The organism is Campylobacter sp. RM15925 (genome assembly GCF_012978775.1).
GTDB classification, from domain to species: domain Bacteria; phylum Campylobacterota; class Campylobacteria; order Campylobacterales; family Campylobacteraceae; genus Campylobacter_A; species Campylobacter_A canis.
In genome coordinates, this window is record NZ_LIWP01000001.1 from 150676 (window position 1) to 165393 (window position 14718).

At 40.2% G+C, this 14718-nt stretch carries 16 protein-coding genes; 10 read left to right on the top strand and 6 right to left on the bottom strand.

What is annotated here, in order from left to right; all coding sequences use genetic code 11:
- The first annotated feature begins 3 nt into the window (after window positions 1-3).
- From CDOM15925_RS00780 to CDOM15925_RS00795, 4 genes are all read left to right on the top strand, one after another.
- Window positions 4-633: a phosphatidylserine decarboxylase gene (locus CDOM15925_RS00780; RefSeq protein ID WP_169940110.1), complete on the top strand. Its 630-nt coding sequence runs from the start codon at window positions 4-6 to the stop codon at window positions 631-633.
- On the top strand, window positions 633-1367 hold the full coding sequence (gene pssA, locus CDOM15925_RS00785; RefSeq protein WP_249934656.1) for a CDP-diacylglycerol--serine O-phosphatidyltransferase: 735 nt from the start codon (window positions 633-635) through the stop codon (window positions 1365-1367). The genes CDOM15925_RS00780 and pssA overlap by 1 nt, the downstream gene beginning before the upstream one ends.
- 139 nt (window positions 1368-1506) lie before the next feature.
- A complete protein-coding gene (locus CDOM15925_RS00790) occupies window positions 1507-3030 on the top strand; it encodes a 2-isopropylmalate synthase (RefSeq protein WP_169940111.1) in 1524 nt (507 codons plus the stop codon).
- Window positions 3031-3130: 100 nt separating this feature from the next.
- On the top strand, window positions 3131-3850 hold the full coding sequence (locus CDOM15925_RS00795) for a vWA domain-containing protein (protein ID WP_169940112.1): 720 nt from the start codon (window positions 3131-3133) through the stop codon (window positions 3848-3850).
- Window positions 3851-3992: 142 nt separating this feature from the next.
- On the opposite strand, the gene CDOM15925_RS00800 is transcribed toward CDOM15925_RS00795, so the two are convergent.
- The 6 genes from CDOM15925_RS00800 to der form a co-directional block, all read right to left on the bottom strand.
- The gene (locus tag CDOM15925_RS00800; protein ID WP_349644302.1) at window positions 3993-4574 is read right to left on the bottom strand and encodes a YwqG family protein; all 582 of its coding nucleotides are present in this window, start codon (window positions 4572-4574) and stop codon (window positions 3993-3995) included.
- Window positions 4575-4581: 7 nt separating this feature from the next.
- On the bottom strand, window positions 4582-6945 hold the full coding sequence (locus CDOM15925_RS00805; protein ID WP_169940114.1) for a tetratricopeptide repeat protein: 2364 nt from the start codon (window positions 6943-6945) through the stop codon (window positions 4582-4584).
- Window positions 6945-8189, bottom strand: coding sequence for a serine--tRNA ligase (gene serS / locus CDOM15925_RS00810; RefSeq protein WP_169940115.1), 1245 nt, complete (start codon window positions 8187-8189; stop codon window positions 6945-6947). Before serS ends, CDOM15925_RS00805 begins: the two co-directional genes overlap by 1 nt.
- An 8-nt stretch (window positions 8190-8197) precedes the next feature.
- Window positions 8198-9163: a tryptophan--tRNA ligase gene (trpS, locus tag CDOM15925_RS00815; protein WP_169940116.1), complete on the bottom strand. Its 966-nt coding sequence runs from the start codon at window positions 9161-9163 to the stop codon at window positions 8198-8200.
- A 70-nt stretch (window positions 9164-9233) separates the two neighbouring features.
- Entirely contained in the window at window positions 9234-9746 is a 513-nt protein-coding gene (locus CDOM15925_RS00820; protein ID WP_169940117.1) for a shikimate kinase, read from the bottom strand.
- A complete protein-coding gene (gene der, locus CDOM15925_RS00825; RefSeq protein WP_169940118.1) occupies window positions 9736-11103 on the bottom strand; it encodes a ribosome biogenesis GTPase Der in 1368 nt (455 codons plus the stop codon). The genes CDOM15925_RS00820 and der overlap by 11 nt, the downstream gene beginning before the upstream one ends.
- A 107-nt stretch (window positions 11104-11210) precedes the next feature.
- Here der and CDOM15925_RS00830 point away from each other — a divergent pair, with 107 nt between their 5' ends.
- Genes CDOM15925_RS00830 through CDOM15925_RS00855 form a run of 6 tightly spaced genes read left to right on the top strand, consistent with a single transcriptional unit; the run spans window position 11211 to window position 14698 of the window.
- A complete protein-coding gene (locus tag CDOM15925_RS00830; protein ID WP_169940328.1) occupies window positions 11211-12101 on the top strand; it encodes a DMT family transporter in 891 nt (296 codons plus the stop codon).
- Window positions 12101-12901, top strand: a complete 801-nt coding sequence (gene kdsA, locus CDOM15925_RS00835; RefSeq protein ID WP_169940119.1) for a 3-deoxy-8-phosphooctulonate synthase — start codon at window positions 12101-12103, stop codon at window positions 12899-12901. The genes CDOM15925_RS00830 and kdsA overlap by 1 nt, the downstream gene beginning before the upstream one ends.
- Window positions 12902-12903: 2 nt before the next feature.
- A complete protein-coding gene (gene ribH, locus CDOM15925_RS00840) occupies window positions 12904-13374 on the top strand; it encodes a 6,7-dimethyl-8-ribityllumazine synthase (RefSeq protein ID WP_169940120.1) in 471 nt (156 codons plus the stop codon).
- A 1-nt stretch (window position 13375) separates the two neighbouring features.
- Complete coding sequence (gene nusB, locus CDOM15925_RS00845; protein ID WP_169940121.1) at window positions 13376-13771, top strand: transcription antitermination factor NusB; 396 nt, start codon at window positions 13376-13378, stop codon at window positions 13769-13771.
- Window positions 13768-14469, top strand: a complete 702-nt coding sequence (gene pyrF / locus CDOM15925_RS00850) for an orotidine-5'-phosphate decarboxylase (protein WP_169940122.1) — start codon at window positions 13768-13770, stop codon at window positions 14467-14469. Before nusB ends, pyrF begins: the two co-directional genes overlap by 4 nt.
- Window positions 14456-14698 (top strand): helix-hairpin-helix domain-containing protein, encoded by a 243-nt coding sequence (locus tag CDOM15925_RS00855; RefSeq protein WP_169940124.1) that lies wholly within the window; start codon window positions 14456-14458, stop codon window positions 14696-14698. Before pyrF ends, CDOM15925_RS00855 begins: the two co-directional genes overlap by 14 nt.
- Window positions 14699-14718: the final 20 nt, after the last annotated feature.

Here is a 14718-nt window from a genome sequence, read left to right on the forward strand (position 1 = left end):
ATGATGCAAAGTACGAAAATAATCGCTAAAGAGGGCTATAAATATCTACTAATTTTTGGGATTTTATTTCTAATAGCGATTGTTTTTGGTGAATTTGAGTGGCTGTTTTTTGTTATTTTGCTAATTATTTTATTTTTATTCAGAGGGCCAAATAGGGCTATAAGCAGCAATGATGAATTTGCTATCTTAAGCCCTATAGACGGCAAGATAATAAGCATAGAGAAAATTTCATATTTTGATACCGAATGCACGCAGATAGTGATTTGCAAGACTATATTTGGTGCAGGAGCCATAAAAGCTCCTTGCGATATGAATTTGGTCGAATTTAAGCAAAGACACGGGCTTTTTTTGTGTAGCTTTATGAAAGCTGCAAATTTCTTAAACGAAAGAGCTCTTTATATAGCCGTAAAAGGTAAAAATAAAATAGCCTTAAGGCTTATTAGTGGCGCTATGAGCAGGAATTTATACGCTGAAAAATTTGATAGTATCAAAGCGGGTGAAAAATTTGGCTTTATGAGCGACGGAAAAGTGGCACTTATACTGCCTGCGAATACGCGTATAAGCGTAGTTGTGGGAGAGTGCTTGAAGGCTTCAAGCCTAATAGGATTTTTTAACTATGAGGGTAAGAGATGATGGGCGGCGATAAACTTAAGCTTATGTATATATTTCCGAATTTATTTACGGCAGCTAGTGCATTTTTGGGTGTTATCAGCATAATTGCTTCTGTTAACGGACAGTATTTTAAGGCGATATCTTATATCGTTCTTTCTCTTATACTTGACGGACTTGACGGACGCGTGGCCAGACTTACTAAGACTACTTCAAAATTCGGAGTAGAATTTGACAGTCTTGCCGATATAGTTGCTTTTGGCATGGCTCCGGCTATGCTTTTTTATTTTTCGGTGGGTCAAAATTTCGGTCGGTTGGGCTCTCTTATAGCGGCACTTTTTGTAGTGTTTGGCGCTATCAGGCTTGCTAGATTTAACGTAATGACAGGCAGCTCTGAGCCTTCTGTTTTTATCGGACTTCCTATACCTACAGCTGCTATAGTTAGCGCATTTTGGGTCGGACTTAGTTTGGAGTATGAATTTAGCGCAAATTCAAAATGGTTTTTGCTTATTTTACAAGCCGTATTGGCAATCCTTATGGTAAGCAATATCCGCTACCCTAGCTTTAAAAAACTAGATCTAAAAAAGACAAATTCTTTAAAAATTTTAACTCTGCTTATCATAGTCTGCTCGCTTCTTTATATCTATCCTATCGAAGCTCCGACAGCGTTAATGAGTATTTATGTTTTTTATGGTATAGTTCGGTTTGTTTATATGTTTATCATAAAAAATCCAAAATTTAAAAAGGAGAGCGAATGAGCGATATCTATTCCGTTAAATTTATCGTAACTTTATCAAAACTACTTTCAAACAGCTCTCTGCTGCTGCGCTAAGCAGCTACTACTAATAAAACTTCATCAAAATTTACAAAACTTAAAAAATATAAAAAGGATACAAGATGGATAATAATAAAATAATAATATTTGATACTACGTTAAGAGACGGTGAGCAAAGTCCCGGAGCATCGATGAATACCGAAGAGAAATTGCGTATAGCGCTTCAGCTAGAGCGTCTTGGAGTAGATGTCATGGAGGCGGGGTTTGCGGCGGCAAGTCCCGGAGATTTTGATGCTATAACCCAGATAGCAAAACAAGCTTCAAATATCAGAATTTGCTCTCTTGCAAGGGCTGTTGAGCGTGACATCAAGGCTGCCGGAGAGGCCGTAGCTCCTGCAAATAAAAAAAGAATTCACACCTTCATAGCAACAAGCCCGATACACATGGAGTATAAGCTTAAAATGAAGCCCGATGAAGTTATAAAACGTGCTGTGAATGCCGTAAAATACGCTAAAACGTTTTGCGATGATGTTGAGTTTAGTTGCGAGGATGCAGGCAGAACCGATATAGTATTTATGAAAGAAATTTGTGATGCCGTTATAGAAGCGGGCGCGGGAACTATAAATTTACCTGATACCGTCGGATATAGGTTGCCTACGGAAATAGGCGAGATGATAAAGCAGATGGTTGAGTTTGTAAAAGCAAGAGCGATCGTATCCGTGCATAATCATAACGACTTGGGGCTTGCTACCGCAAACTCGTTAGCTGCTATCATGGCAGGCGCAAGACAGGTAGAATGCACCCTAAACGGACTTGGAGAGCGTGCAGGAAATGCCAGCTTGGAGGAGATAGTAATGGCTATAAAGACGCGCCATGATATATTTGCACCGCTTTATACCGATATAATCTGCAAAGAAATTTATCCAAGCTCAAGGATGGTGGCAAGCATAACAGGCATAGAACCTCAACCAAACAAGGCGATAGTAGGCAAAAATGCCTTTGCTCATGAAAGCGGCATACATCAAGACGGCGTGCTAAAACACAAAGAGACTTACGAGATCATAAGTGCCGAGAGTATCGGTCTTGAGCGAAATTCTCTTGTGCTTGGCAAGCATTCGGGTCGTCATGCGTTTAAAGATAAGCTTGCCAGTTTAGGATTTGAGCTTAATAACGATGCTTTAAACGAAGCGTTTGATAAATTTAAAGAGTTGGCCGATAAGAAAAAAGAGGTGTTTGATGATGATATCAGAGCTCTTGTTACTAGCGAATTTATCAAGATTCCTGAAATTTACGAGATCGTTACGCTTGGTCAAAGCAACTGCAACAAAGGTCTTGCAAGCGCGTCCGTGACGATAAAATTTGACAATGAGCTAATAAGTGACGCCGCACTTGGCAACGGAACCGTGGATGCGATATTTAAAGTGATTGACCGTATAAGCGGCATAAACGGACTTTTGAAAGATTATAAGGTAAATGCCGTAAGTCAAGGCAAAGACGCACTTGCAAGCGTAGTGGTTAAGGTCGAATTTGACGAGCAAAATGCAGTTATAGGACACGGACTTGATATAGACACCATGATGGCAAGCGCAAAGGCTTATGTGGGTGCACTAAACAGCTACGTAAGAATTAAAAATTTAAACAGATAATACTTTTTCGGGTTAAGGCTATCTTAACCCGAATTTAATTTGCTACCGATGATTTTAACTAATCTGCTATAATCCATACAAATTCACATAAGGAAAAACGATGAAAAAATTTGCATTTTTGTCCGCTATATTTTTGTCCGCGATTTTAAGTTTCGCTCAAGAAAAACCTCTTGATACAGACTGCAAAGCTCCTTGCGCAAATCATCTTGAGATGGTGCTTGTCCTTGATAAATCAGGCTCCATGAGCGGGCTTGAGAGCGATACTATAGGTGGCTTTAACTCGATGATAGATAAACAAAGAGAACTTGGGCTAAAAACTCATGTTACGACTATTTTATTTGATACGAATTTTAACGTTATCCACGATAGAGTCGATATAAAAAAGATAGAAAAGCTAACAAATAAAGAGTATTTTGCAAGTGGCAACACGGCCTTGCTTGACGCGGTAGGAAGTGCGATAAATAAGATTGAGCGCGTGAGCGACATATACGCAAGGGACAATAGAGTGCTTTTTGTGATCATCACCGACGGACAGGAGAACTCAAGCAAGGAATTTTCAAAATCTCAAATAAAGCAGATGATAACGGCAAAGCAGAACAAATATGACTGGGAATTTATATTTTTAGGTGCAAACATCGATGCGGTTAGCGAGGCAGAGAGTATCGGCATCAAGGGCTCAAATGCCGTAAAATATCAAAATTCAAGCGACGGAGTAAGGAAGAATTTTGAAGCGGCGGCTGAATTTTCAAAAGATATAATGGATAACAAAAAAGAGAGCTCAAAATGGAAAGAAAAAGTTTTAGAAGATAAACAAAGATAAATTTATCAGTCCGTCTTGTTTGGGTAGCAAGACGGGCTTTTTGAATTTGTGATTTAAGCTATAGCGAGTTTGAAATTTAGGATTTTATTTGAATTCGGTCGGTACGTGCAAAATTACCAAGTTTTAGTCTTGGTCAAATTTATCAGTTACACTGTAAAACCAGCCAGCTGTTTTCAAATTTCTTATCTTTTAAATTTTGCTTTGTAATCCACAGATAAATTTTGCCGTAATCACACCACATCATATCGGTTTCTTCGTTGCTGTCAATTTGCAAAAGCAACTTCCAATCGGGGATGTTTTTCTCAAGTTCAAATCTTTTAGGGCCTTCATACGCTCTTTCGTCTCCGCAGTATAGCCCGTTTGTTACAAGTTTGCATTCTAGCTCCATGCCGTCTTGAATATTGTTTGAGTGTCCAAGAATTTTATTGCTGTTTTCTTCGCAGGACTCATATAGGATATCATAAATTTCATCTATTTCTTCATTGTAAAATTTTTCGCTATCTATAAGGTCGCTTTCATAATCGGGAAGTTCGATTTGATTGGAAAAATTAAGCTTTGAAGCGGGAAAAATTTCTGTGTTTTCAGGGACTTGTTTTCTTTCTAGCTCATTTAAATTTCCATCAAAATAAAATACCTTTTTGCCATATTTATCTTTTGGGTCATAACCCCACGGCATATCAATACAGTCGTAAAACAGATACAAGATGCCGGAATTTGGAAGTATGCACTCTTTATCTTAATCTATCGTAATCAATCCTGAAATCAAAAAATTTGCTCTGAAATTTATCGCTTTTTATAAGGTTGTATTGGATGGCCGCAGCTTCGATATTGCCTACTTCTTGGTAAAGATAAGCAAGCGCAAGGCGACTATCTGATGAGTTTGGATCGGTTAGCTTTGAAAGCTCTAAAAGAGCTATTGCGTTTTGCGGATTATTTGAGCCAATCGCTGCGACCGCAGCCATAAAGAGCGTGCCTGCGTCATTTATCTTAAATTCGTCTATCAATCGGTTGTATATGCCGTAGCTCTCTTTGAAATCATTTGTAAAAATATCGATATAAGCAAGAGTTTGAAGCAAATTTGTATCATCTTTGTTGCCGTTTAGGATTAAATTTTTAAGCTTCTCTCTTTCGTAATTTAAAAGTCCTGAAATTTGCAGTAGTTTTATGTATTGCTCTTTGATGATGTTTGCACCGTGATAAAACGCCGCTTCATTTAGATTTTTGGTGTGGAAATGAATTTGTATCTGCTTGACGTACTCTTTGATATTTTGATCATCGAATTTGGCGATGAAATTTAAGATATTTGCGATGACGTCATCAGGCAATTTTGATTTTAAAACCTCGCTTTTTACTATAAATTCGTTATTTCTATTTGAAATTTTAGCGATTATTGCATCAAAGGCCAAATTTAAAGCGTTTTGCTCCTTATCTTCCTCAAGCCACCTTATGAGCGCATTTTGATTTCCGGTGACAAGTTCGGTTAGGGCTTTATATAAATTTATCTCTTTTATCCTGCTGTCGTGCTCTAAATTTTCGCTTATCTCTTGGAGCAGCTTTGCGTTATTTTCGTTATTTATATCGTTTGCTATCGCGCCAAAGACTCCTGCAAGGTGATTTGTAGGATCAAGATGATAGCTTGTGATGAAGTGCTTTGCCGCAAGCGAGAAGTTGCCAAGCTGAGCATAGCTTAAGGCGAGATTGTAATGCAAGACCGAATGTTCTGGGTATAGCGATATTAGCGTTGCAAAGTGCGCATTGGCATCTTTTAGCTTGTAGTTTAATGCGCTTGCGATAGCCTTTGAAAGCTCCAAATTTACTTTTGATATCGTCCCGCTGGCGCTTAGATAGCTACTTGCCGAGCTTGCATCATCAAGAAATAGGCTAACTCCGCCCTTTCTTATGTAGTTTATCGTTTGGCTCGCGTCAAAAACCTTATAAGGTGCGAAATAAAACAGCACTTCATACCGTCTTGTCTTGTCGAAAAATATATCGTTTCTAAAGTGCATTTGAGCTAAATTTACGTCAAAAAGTTCGGATTTTAAGATCGCTTTTATAGGGAATGTATTTTCGATAAATAGCTTGTCTTTGGCAAAAACCGTCTTTAAGCCGTCCGCTCCTAAGGCATAATTGCCCGTTTTGATGTCGATAAGAGCGAGTATCGTGTCTATTTTATTTATTTCGTCGCTATTTTTAAGGGCCAAATTTAGCTTGCTTCTAGCCTTATCGTACTGAGCGTTTCTGGCATAGAGCATGCCAAGAGCCAAATTTGCGTCAAATTCTTTTTGATTTTCCAGCTTTTGTATCGCCTCTTCATCTTCTCCAAGATGTGTTAGAATTTTAGCGCTTAAGTAGTCGTATTTGTTTTTATAGTGACGCTCGGTAGGATAAGAAAGAGCGCGTAAAGCCTCGATATACTCTCCTTTGTAGTAGCGTATAAGAGCGTAATAGTAATTATAAAGAGGGGAGCCCGCTTCTTCTTGCAGGAACGAATTTGCTAGATCTATATAGTATTCAAAGCTTTTTGTGTTATTTAACTCAAGCGAACTTACGGCGGCATTTATAGCGCTTACCGCGATATTTTCTTTGTTATTTATCGCTTTTTTAAAGGACTCTATGGCTTCTGTGAATTTCTCCTGCTTCATCTGCGAAACGCCTAAGTTGTAATTAGATAGCGATTCGTTATAGATGGCTACGTTTTCATAAATTTTAAGAGCCTCAAATTTATTGCCTTTTTCGTATAGTATATTTGCTTTTTGTATCATATCGTCAATCTTTGAAGCCCCGAATTTCTGCACTTCAAAACGATCTTCGATATCTCTTGCAAGCTGACTTGGATCAAATTCGGGCTTTTTATCTCTAGTAGCAAAAAATAGTGTCGTTACTAGAGCGATTACAAGCAAAATGCCGATTGCACCAAATAAAAATATCTTTTTCCTGCTCTTTTTTGGCGAGATATCTTCGCTTTGTGTTTCCTCGCTGCTATCTTGCAGCTCATCAAGCGATATGAGGTTTTCTTCTTGGCTTGCGCCTTTTTGCTCATCACTTGGGCTTTTAGGATCGACCTCTTCTAGTATTACGACATTATCGTCAGCCACTACATATACCTTTTAAGAACTTCCGGAATTTCGATCGTGCCGTCACTTTTTTGGTAGTTTTCCATGATGGCTAAGAGTGTTCTTCCAACCGCCAAGCTTGAGCCGTTAAGCGTGTGAACGAGTGTGTTTTTCTTACCGTCTTTAAAGCGAATTTTAGCTCTTCTTGCTTGGAAATCGCGAGTGTTTGAAACCGAGCTTATCTCTCGGTATCTATTTTGCCCCGGCAACCAAACTTCAAGGTCGATGGTTTTTGCTGCGCTAAAGCCAAGATCTCCGCTGCAAAGAAGCAGATGTCGGTGTGGCAAGCCAAGCGAAGTAAGCAGGTCGCTAGCACACGCCACCATGTCCTCAAATACTTTTTCGCTTTGATCAGGCGCGGTTATGCTTACAAGTTCTACCTTTTCAAACTGGTGTTGGCGTATCATGCCGCGCGTATCTTTGCCCGCAGAGCCCGCTTCTTGGCGAAAGCAAGCCGAGTAGCAAGTCATCTTTATAGGTAGGTTGCCGGCATCGATGATTTCGTCGTTATATAAATTTGTAACAGGAACTTCGCTGGTTGGGATTAGATATAGATCTTCGTCGCGAATTTTATAAAGATCTTCTTCAAATTTTGGCAGCTGTCCCGTGCCGTAAAGCGTGCGAGAATTTACTAAAAACGGCACATTTACCAGCTCAAATCCGCGAGACATATTAAAATCAATCATATAATTAACAAGCGCTCTGCTAAGCTTTGCGCCGTCTCCTTTTAGCACTGTAAAGCGGCTTCCCGCAAGCTTTGCCCCACGCTCAAAATCAAGCCAACCAAGCTTCTCGCCAAGCTCGTAGTGCTCCTTTGGCTCAAAGTCGAATTTACGCGGCTCAAGCACTTTTTTAAGCTCGACATTATCATCCTCGTCTTTTCCAAAAGGCACATCGTCATCGGTGATATTTGGCACACACGAAGCTATGCCGTCAAGCTTTTCGTCAAGCTCGCGAACCACTTTTTCAGCTTCATTCATCGCAACTTTATTTGAATTTAGCTCCTCTTTAAGCGCGCTTACGTCTTCGCCACCTCTTGTCCTTATACCAAGCTCCTTGCTTTTAGCGTTTTGGATAGCTTGAAGGCTTTCTAAATTTTGGCGTTTTGCTTTAAGTTCGTTAAAAGTCGCTAAAAGTTCGCTTAGAACCTCTTCTTTTATCTTTTTCCCTCGTAGTTTCGATACGAATTCATCGTAGTTTGTTTCAAGTAGTTTTAAATTTATCATTCTAATACCTATCTATAAATTCCCGTTGCTTCACGCACTCTTTCAATGAGCGGAAGTGCTACTTCGCGAGCCTTTTTTGCACCCGCTAACAATATCTCATTTACCTCGTCTTCGTGATTTAAGTAGTGTTCGTACTTCTCTCTTGCAGAGGCGAAATACTCCCATGCAAGCTCGTTTAGATACATCTTAAAGTGTCCATGTCCTTCACCGCCACGCTCGTAACGCTCTTGCAGCACTTTTTGTCCGCTTTGGTTTAAAAACAGCTTTGCTATATTATATACATTGCAGGTTTGCCATTGCTTAGGGGCTTCAAGCGGTTCAGACGAGGTTGTTATAGAGCCAATTTGCTTTTTAAGCGTTTTTGCGTCGCTAAAGATATCGATCGTATTTTTATAGCTTTTACTCATTTTAGCGCCATCAGTTCCAGGCACTGTTGCGACGTTTTCATCGACTTTGCTCTCAGGTAGAGTAAAAATTTCTCCGTGTTCGTTGTTAAATTTGATGGCTATATCGCGAGCGATCTCGACGTGCTGAATTTGATCCTTGCCTACTGGAACGACATTTGCACTAAAAAGCAAAATATCGGCAGCCATGAGCACCGGATAGCTAAAAAGTCCGTGATTTGCGCTTATGCCTTTAGCGATCTTATCTTTGTAGCTGTGTGCGCGCTCAAGCAGCCCCATCGGAGTGTATTGGCTTAGCACCCAGTATAGCTCAAGCACCTCTTTTACGTCGCTTTGCACCCAAAATACGCTTTTGTTCGGATCGATGCCAAGCGAAAGAAATGCGCATGCAGCTTCAAAAGTGTTTTGTTTAAGTCTGCTTGCCTCGCTAACCGAGGTCATGGCGTGATAGTTTGCGATAAACATAAACATATCGCTTGAGTTTTGTGCATCTACCATCTGTTTTATCGAGGCAAAATAGTTGCCCAGATGGAGCTTTCCTGAGGGTTGAAGTCCTGTTAGTACTCTCAAATTTTCATCCTTTTTCAAGCTTAAATTTTAATTTTTCTCAAATTTGAGCTGTAAAATCTAAACCATACGTTCATTTTTTAATCTTATTTACAATCTCTTTAACTATATTTTTAGCGCTCTTACCTTCGACATCAACTATGATATCAGCCTTTTTCTCATAAATTTTCTTTCTTGTTTTAAATAGCTCTTTTGCTTTGCTTCTATCTTTTAAAAGCGGACGTTTAGCAAATTTCTTCTGGGCGTTTTGGCTATTGTCTATGCGCTTTATTATGCCATCAAAGCTTGATTTAAGATATATAACAGTGCCGATTTTGTTTAAATTTTTAACGTTTACAAAGCCTCCGCCACCTGCTATCACGCAGTTTTGCACGTTACCGGCTAAATTTTTAGCGACTAAGCGTTCTTGCTTTCTAAAATACTCTTCGCCCTTTGTCTCAAAAATTTCACGAATTTTTAGATTTTCACTGCTTTCGATAAGATCGTCCGTATCAAGCATGAGTCGCTTTAATTTTTTGCAAAGCTCCCTTGCGACCGTTCCTTTTCCAACGCCCATGAAGCCGATTAAGACTAAGTTACTGCTCATCTTTTTCCTCGCTACTTCTGTTTTTTGGTATGAGCACGACAGGAACGCCGTTTAGATCAAATTTTTCGCGCAGTTTGTTTGTAAGATAGCGTTTATAGCTAAAGTGAAGCGCGCGCGGACGATTCATAATAAGAGCTATCTTAGGCGGCGCAAAGCCAAACTGTACGGCATAATAAATCCTAACGCTCTTGCCTTTTTCACGCGGTATCGGGTGGATTTTGGTAGCTTCTTCGATGAGTTCGTTTAGTTTTGAAGTCTGAATTTTTTGAGTGAAATTTTTATAAACTTCAAAGATGAGCGAGTAAATTTTATGAACTCTCTTGCCTCCAAGTGCGCTAACGCTGATTATCGGTGCGTAGGTTAGAAATTTAAACTTATCTTTGATGACTTTTTTCATCTCATCAAACTCCACTTCGCTCTTATCCCACTTGTTTAGCACGATTATCACGCCGAGGTTAAATTTGCTCGCAAGCCCTGCGATACGCTCATCAAGCTCGGTCAGAGGCTCGCTAGAGTCAAGCACGAGTAGGGCAATATCTGTGTTTTCAAGCACGCTTTGGGTTCTATTTAGCGCGTATCTTTCGATGCCTTCTATCTTGCCGCGCTTTCTGATGCCTGCGGTATCGACAAATTCTATCACTCTATCTTCGTAAACAAATGTTTCATTTACAGGATCTATAGTAGTGCCTGCCACATCGCTAACTACGGCTCTTGCATCCTTAACCAAAGCGTTTAAAAGCGAGCTTTTGCCTACGTTTACGCGGCCTATGATGCCAACTCTTATGTTTTTTTCTTCAAAATTTTGCTCGCCTTCTTCGTCAAGAGTCTCTAAAAAATCATCAAAATCCTCGTCCAAATCAGGCTTTATCTCATCTTTAAGGTGCTTATAAATCCACTCGCTAAGCTCATCTACTCCCGCATTGTGAGTGACGGATATGCTAAAAATATCTTTTGCGCCAAAGCTATCAAATTCCCAAGCTCTTTGCTCATCTTTTTTGCTATCTACTTTGTTTATGACAAGTGCGGTCGGAATTCCTAGCCTTAAAAGTGCGTAAAACATCGCCTTATCTTCATAGTCAGGGAAATTTTTACCATCCACCATATAGATAATCGCGTCCGAATTTTGCGCCTCTTTAAGCGTTTTTTCCTTAACATTTCTAAAAAGTTCACTACTCTCGTCAAGCCCGCCGCTATCTACCAAAATACATTGCCTATCATCTATGGTGATCTCGGCTTTGTTCGTGTCGCGAGTGGTTCCGCTTACGTCCGAAGTGATAGCTATGCGCCTTTTTGCCAAGCGATTAAAAAGCGAGCTTTTGCCTACGTTTGGCTTTCCGACAAGTATGATTTTTTGCACTTTATATTCCTTTAAATTTCGCTATTATACAAATTTTTGCCTGCGATGTTTATAAATTTAAGCCGTTTTGCACTACAATACGCTCAAATTTTAAAAAGGTTATGGGGTTGTTGCATAAATTTTTAATGAGGCATTTGGGCACTTATTATATGATTATCGCTTGTATGCTTTTTGCGATAACGGGAGCTCTTGCAAAAGTAATAAGTGCCGATATGCCGTCTATTGAAGTTGTCTTTTTTAGAAATTTGATCGGTCTTGTGATGATCGTTTATTCGCTTTATAAAAAGCCTGCTCATCAAAGGGGCGGGCATCCGTATCTGCTTATATTTAGAGGAGTTATCGGCACGCTTGCGCTCTTTGCGTTTTTTTATAACATCGCTCATATAAATTTAGGCGCGGCATTTACATTTTCTAAAACAAGCCCGATATTTACGGCACTTCTTGCGGCGATGTTTATGGGAGAGAAGCTAAGCTCGCGCGGATGGATGGCGATATTTATCGGATTTGGCGGTATTTTGCTTATCATACAGCCTGAGCTTGGTATCTCAAAGACCGATTGGCTTGGAATTTGGAGCGGAGTAGGGGCTGCGATGGCGTATACGAGCGTTAGAGAGCTTAAAAAGAGCTATGATACTCGCGTTATAGTATTTTCTTTTATGGGGTTTGGCACGACTCTTCCGATCGTTTTTATGGCTCTGGCGGAATTTATTCAGATAGATGGCTTTGAATTTTTGTTTTCCAAATTTGTACTGCCTGATACTAAAAATATCTTTTTGATCCTTTTAATGGGCGTTGCGGGGCTTTACTTTCAGATGTATCTTACTAAAGCTTATGCGGCAAGTAAAAAGGCCGGCACGGTTGCGGCTGTAAGCTATGCCGACGTCATCTTTACCATTATCATCGGATATTTTATGGGGGATGGGCTGCCAAACACGGTTGCATTTTTGGGTATAATTCTAGTAATTCTTAGCGGAATTATAGTGGTAAAGGAGAAATAATGATACTAATCGCAGGGCCTTGCGTCATCGAGAGCGAAGAGCTTGTGTTTGACGTGGCAAAAAGGCTTGTGAAATTTAATGAACATAATAGGATAGAGTTTTATTTTAAATCAAGTTTTGATAAGGCAAATCGCACCAGCATAAGTAGTTTTCGCGGTCCCGGACTTGAAAAGGGTTGTGAAATTTTAGCTCGCGTGAAAAAAGAATTCGGCTTTAAAATTTTAACGGACATTCACGAGAGCTATCAAGCTAAGCCTGTGGCCGAGGTTGCCGATGTGCTTCAAATTCCTGCGTTTTTATGTCGTCAGACAGACTTGCTTGTGGCTGCGGCTAAGACAAATGCAGTCGTAAATATCAAAAAAGGGCAGTTTTTAGCAGCAAGCGCGATGAAGCATTCGGTAAAAAAAGTGCTTGAAACTCGCGGTGTAGATGGCGACGGATATGAAATAGCTAAACAAAACGGAATTTGGCTAACGGAGCGCGGAAGCACTTTTGGATATGGAAATTTGGTCGTTGATATGAGAAATTTGGTTTTGATGAGAGAATTTGCGCCTGTGATATTTGACGCTACGCATAGCGTTCAGATGCCTTCGGCTCTTGGTGAAAAGAGCGGCGGAGATGCAAGATTTGTGCCGTATCTTGCAAGAGCTGCGGCAAGTGTGGGTGTGGACGGGTTTTTTTATGAGACGCATATAAATCCGTGCGAAGCGATGTGCGATGGACCAAATATGTTAAATTTAGACGAGCTGGATAGAGTTGTAGGGCAGACTTTAAAAATACAAGAAATCTTAAGGGGATAATTATGAACATAATTGAAGGAAATTTAAAACTAAGCGGAAAAGAAAAAATCGCAATTATCAATGCAAGGTTTAACCACATCATCACTGATAGGCTTGTCGAAGGCGCTAGGGATGCGTTTTTGCGACACGGTGGAGATGAGAAAAATTTAAGCCTTATTTTAGTTCCGGGAGCATTTGAAATCCCTATGGCTCTTGAAAAGGCACTTGAGAGTGGCAAATGGGACGCGATATGCTGCGTTGGAGCGGTTATTAGAGGCTCAACCCCTCATTTTGACTATGTTTCGGCTGAAACCACAAAAGGCATAGCAAACGTAACTCTTAAATACGGCAAGCCCGTAACATTTGGTGTGCTAACGGTAGATAGTATCGAGCAGGCCATTGAGCGAGCGGGCAGTAAAGCCGGAAATAAAGGCTTTGAAGCGATGAGCGGCGCGATAGAGCTTTTAAATTTATATAAAAATATAAAGGTTTAAAATGGCAACTCGTCATCAGGTTAGACAAGCAGTAATATCGCTGCTTTACGCTCAGGAGATGGGTAGCGAGATGAGTGAATTTAAGGATGAATTTTTAGAGGAAAAAAAGATAAGAAATGAGCAAAGAAATTTCACGACTTCGCTTTATGATGGCGTAAATGAGAATTTGACCGCTCTTGATGAGTTGCTTAACTCCCACTTAAAAGAGTATAAAATCCACGAAATCGGCGTTGTAGAAAGAGCGATACTCCGTCTTGGCGCTTACGAGATGAAATTTACGGACACCGATAAAGCGGTCGTGATAAACGAGGCGATAGAGCTTGCCAAAGAGCTTGGCAGCGACTCTGCACCGAAATTCATAAACGGCGTGCTTGATGCGGTAAGGAGTGATATATGAAACTTTGCGTAGCGCTTGATATGGCGACGATGGAGCAAAATTTAGCTTTGGCTAGAGAGCTAAAGGGACTTGATTTATGGCTTAAAGTAGGTCTTAGAAGCTATTTAAGAGACGGAGCTAAGATAATTGACGATATAAAAAAGATTGACGATTTTAAAATTTTCTTAGATCTTAAGCTGCATGATATACCAAACACGATGGCCGATGCCGCAGAAGTGATAGCAAGCTTGCCCGTTGATATGATAAACGTGCACGCAAGTGCAGGAAAAAGGGCGATGAGTGAGGTCATGAACCGCCTAAATGCGCTTAAAACTCGCCCGATAGTTTTAGCCGTATCCGCACTTACAAGCTTTAGCGATAATTCGTTTAGGATTGTTTATAATGACAGCATTAAGGATTTTGTGCTCAAATTTTGCGTGAGTGCCTATGAGGCGGGGCTTGACGGTATGGTTTGTTCTGTTTTTGAAAGCAATATGATAAAAGACGCAACATCGCGATTTTTTCTGACGTTAACGCCGGGAATTCGTCCGTTTAACGAAGAGGTGAATGACCAAAATAGAGTTGCCGATCTTGAAGTTGCAAAGCAAGAAAATAGCGACTTTATCGTTGTTGGAAGACCAATTTATGAAGATGACAATCCTCGCGAAATTTGTGAAAGAATTCTTGCCGAGATAGAGATACCTCGTGAGTCGGTTTAAGGATATTCCTTATGTTGGAGCTGCTACCGAGGCTGATCTTATAGCACTTGGGTATACCGACATCGCTTCACTAAAGGGCGCAAATGCAGAGGATATGTATGAGCGCACTAAAGCACTTGGACGAGGAAGCGACAGGTGTATACTTTATGTTTATCGTATGATATGTTACTACGCAAATACGCCAAATCCTGATAAGAGCAAGCTTAAATGGTGGCTTTGGAAGGATTGAGCGGTTTTATTGTTTGGTTT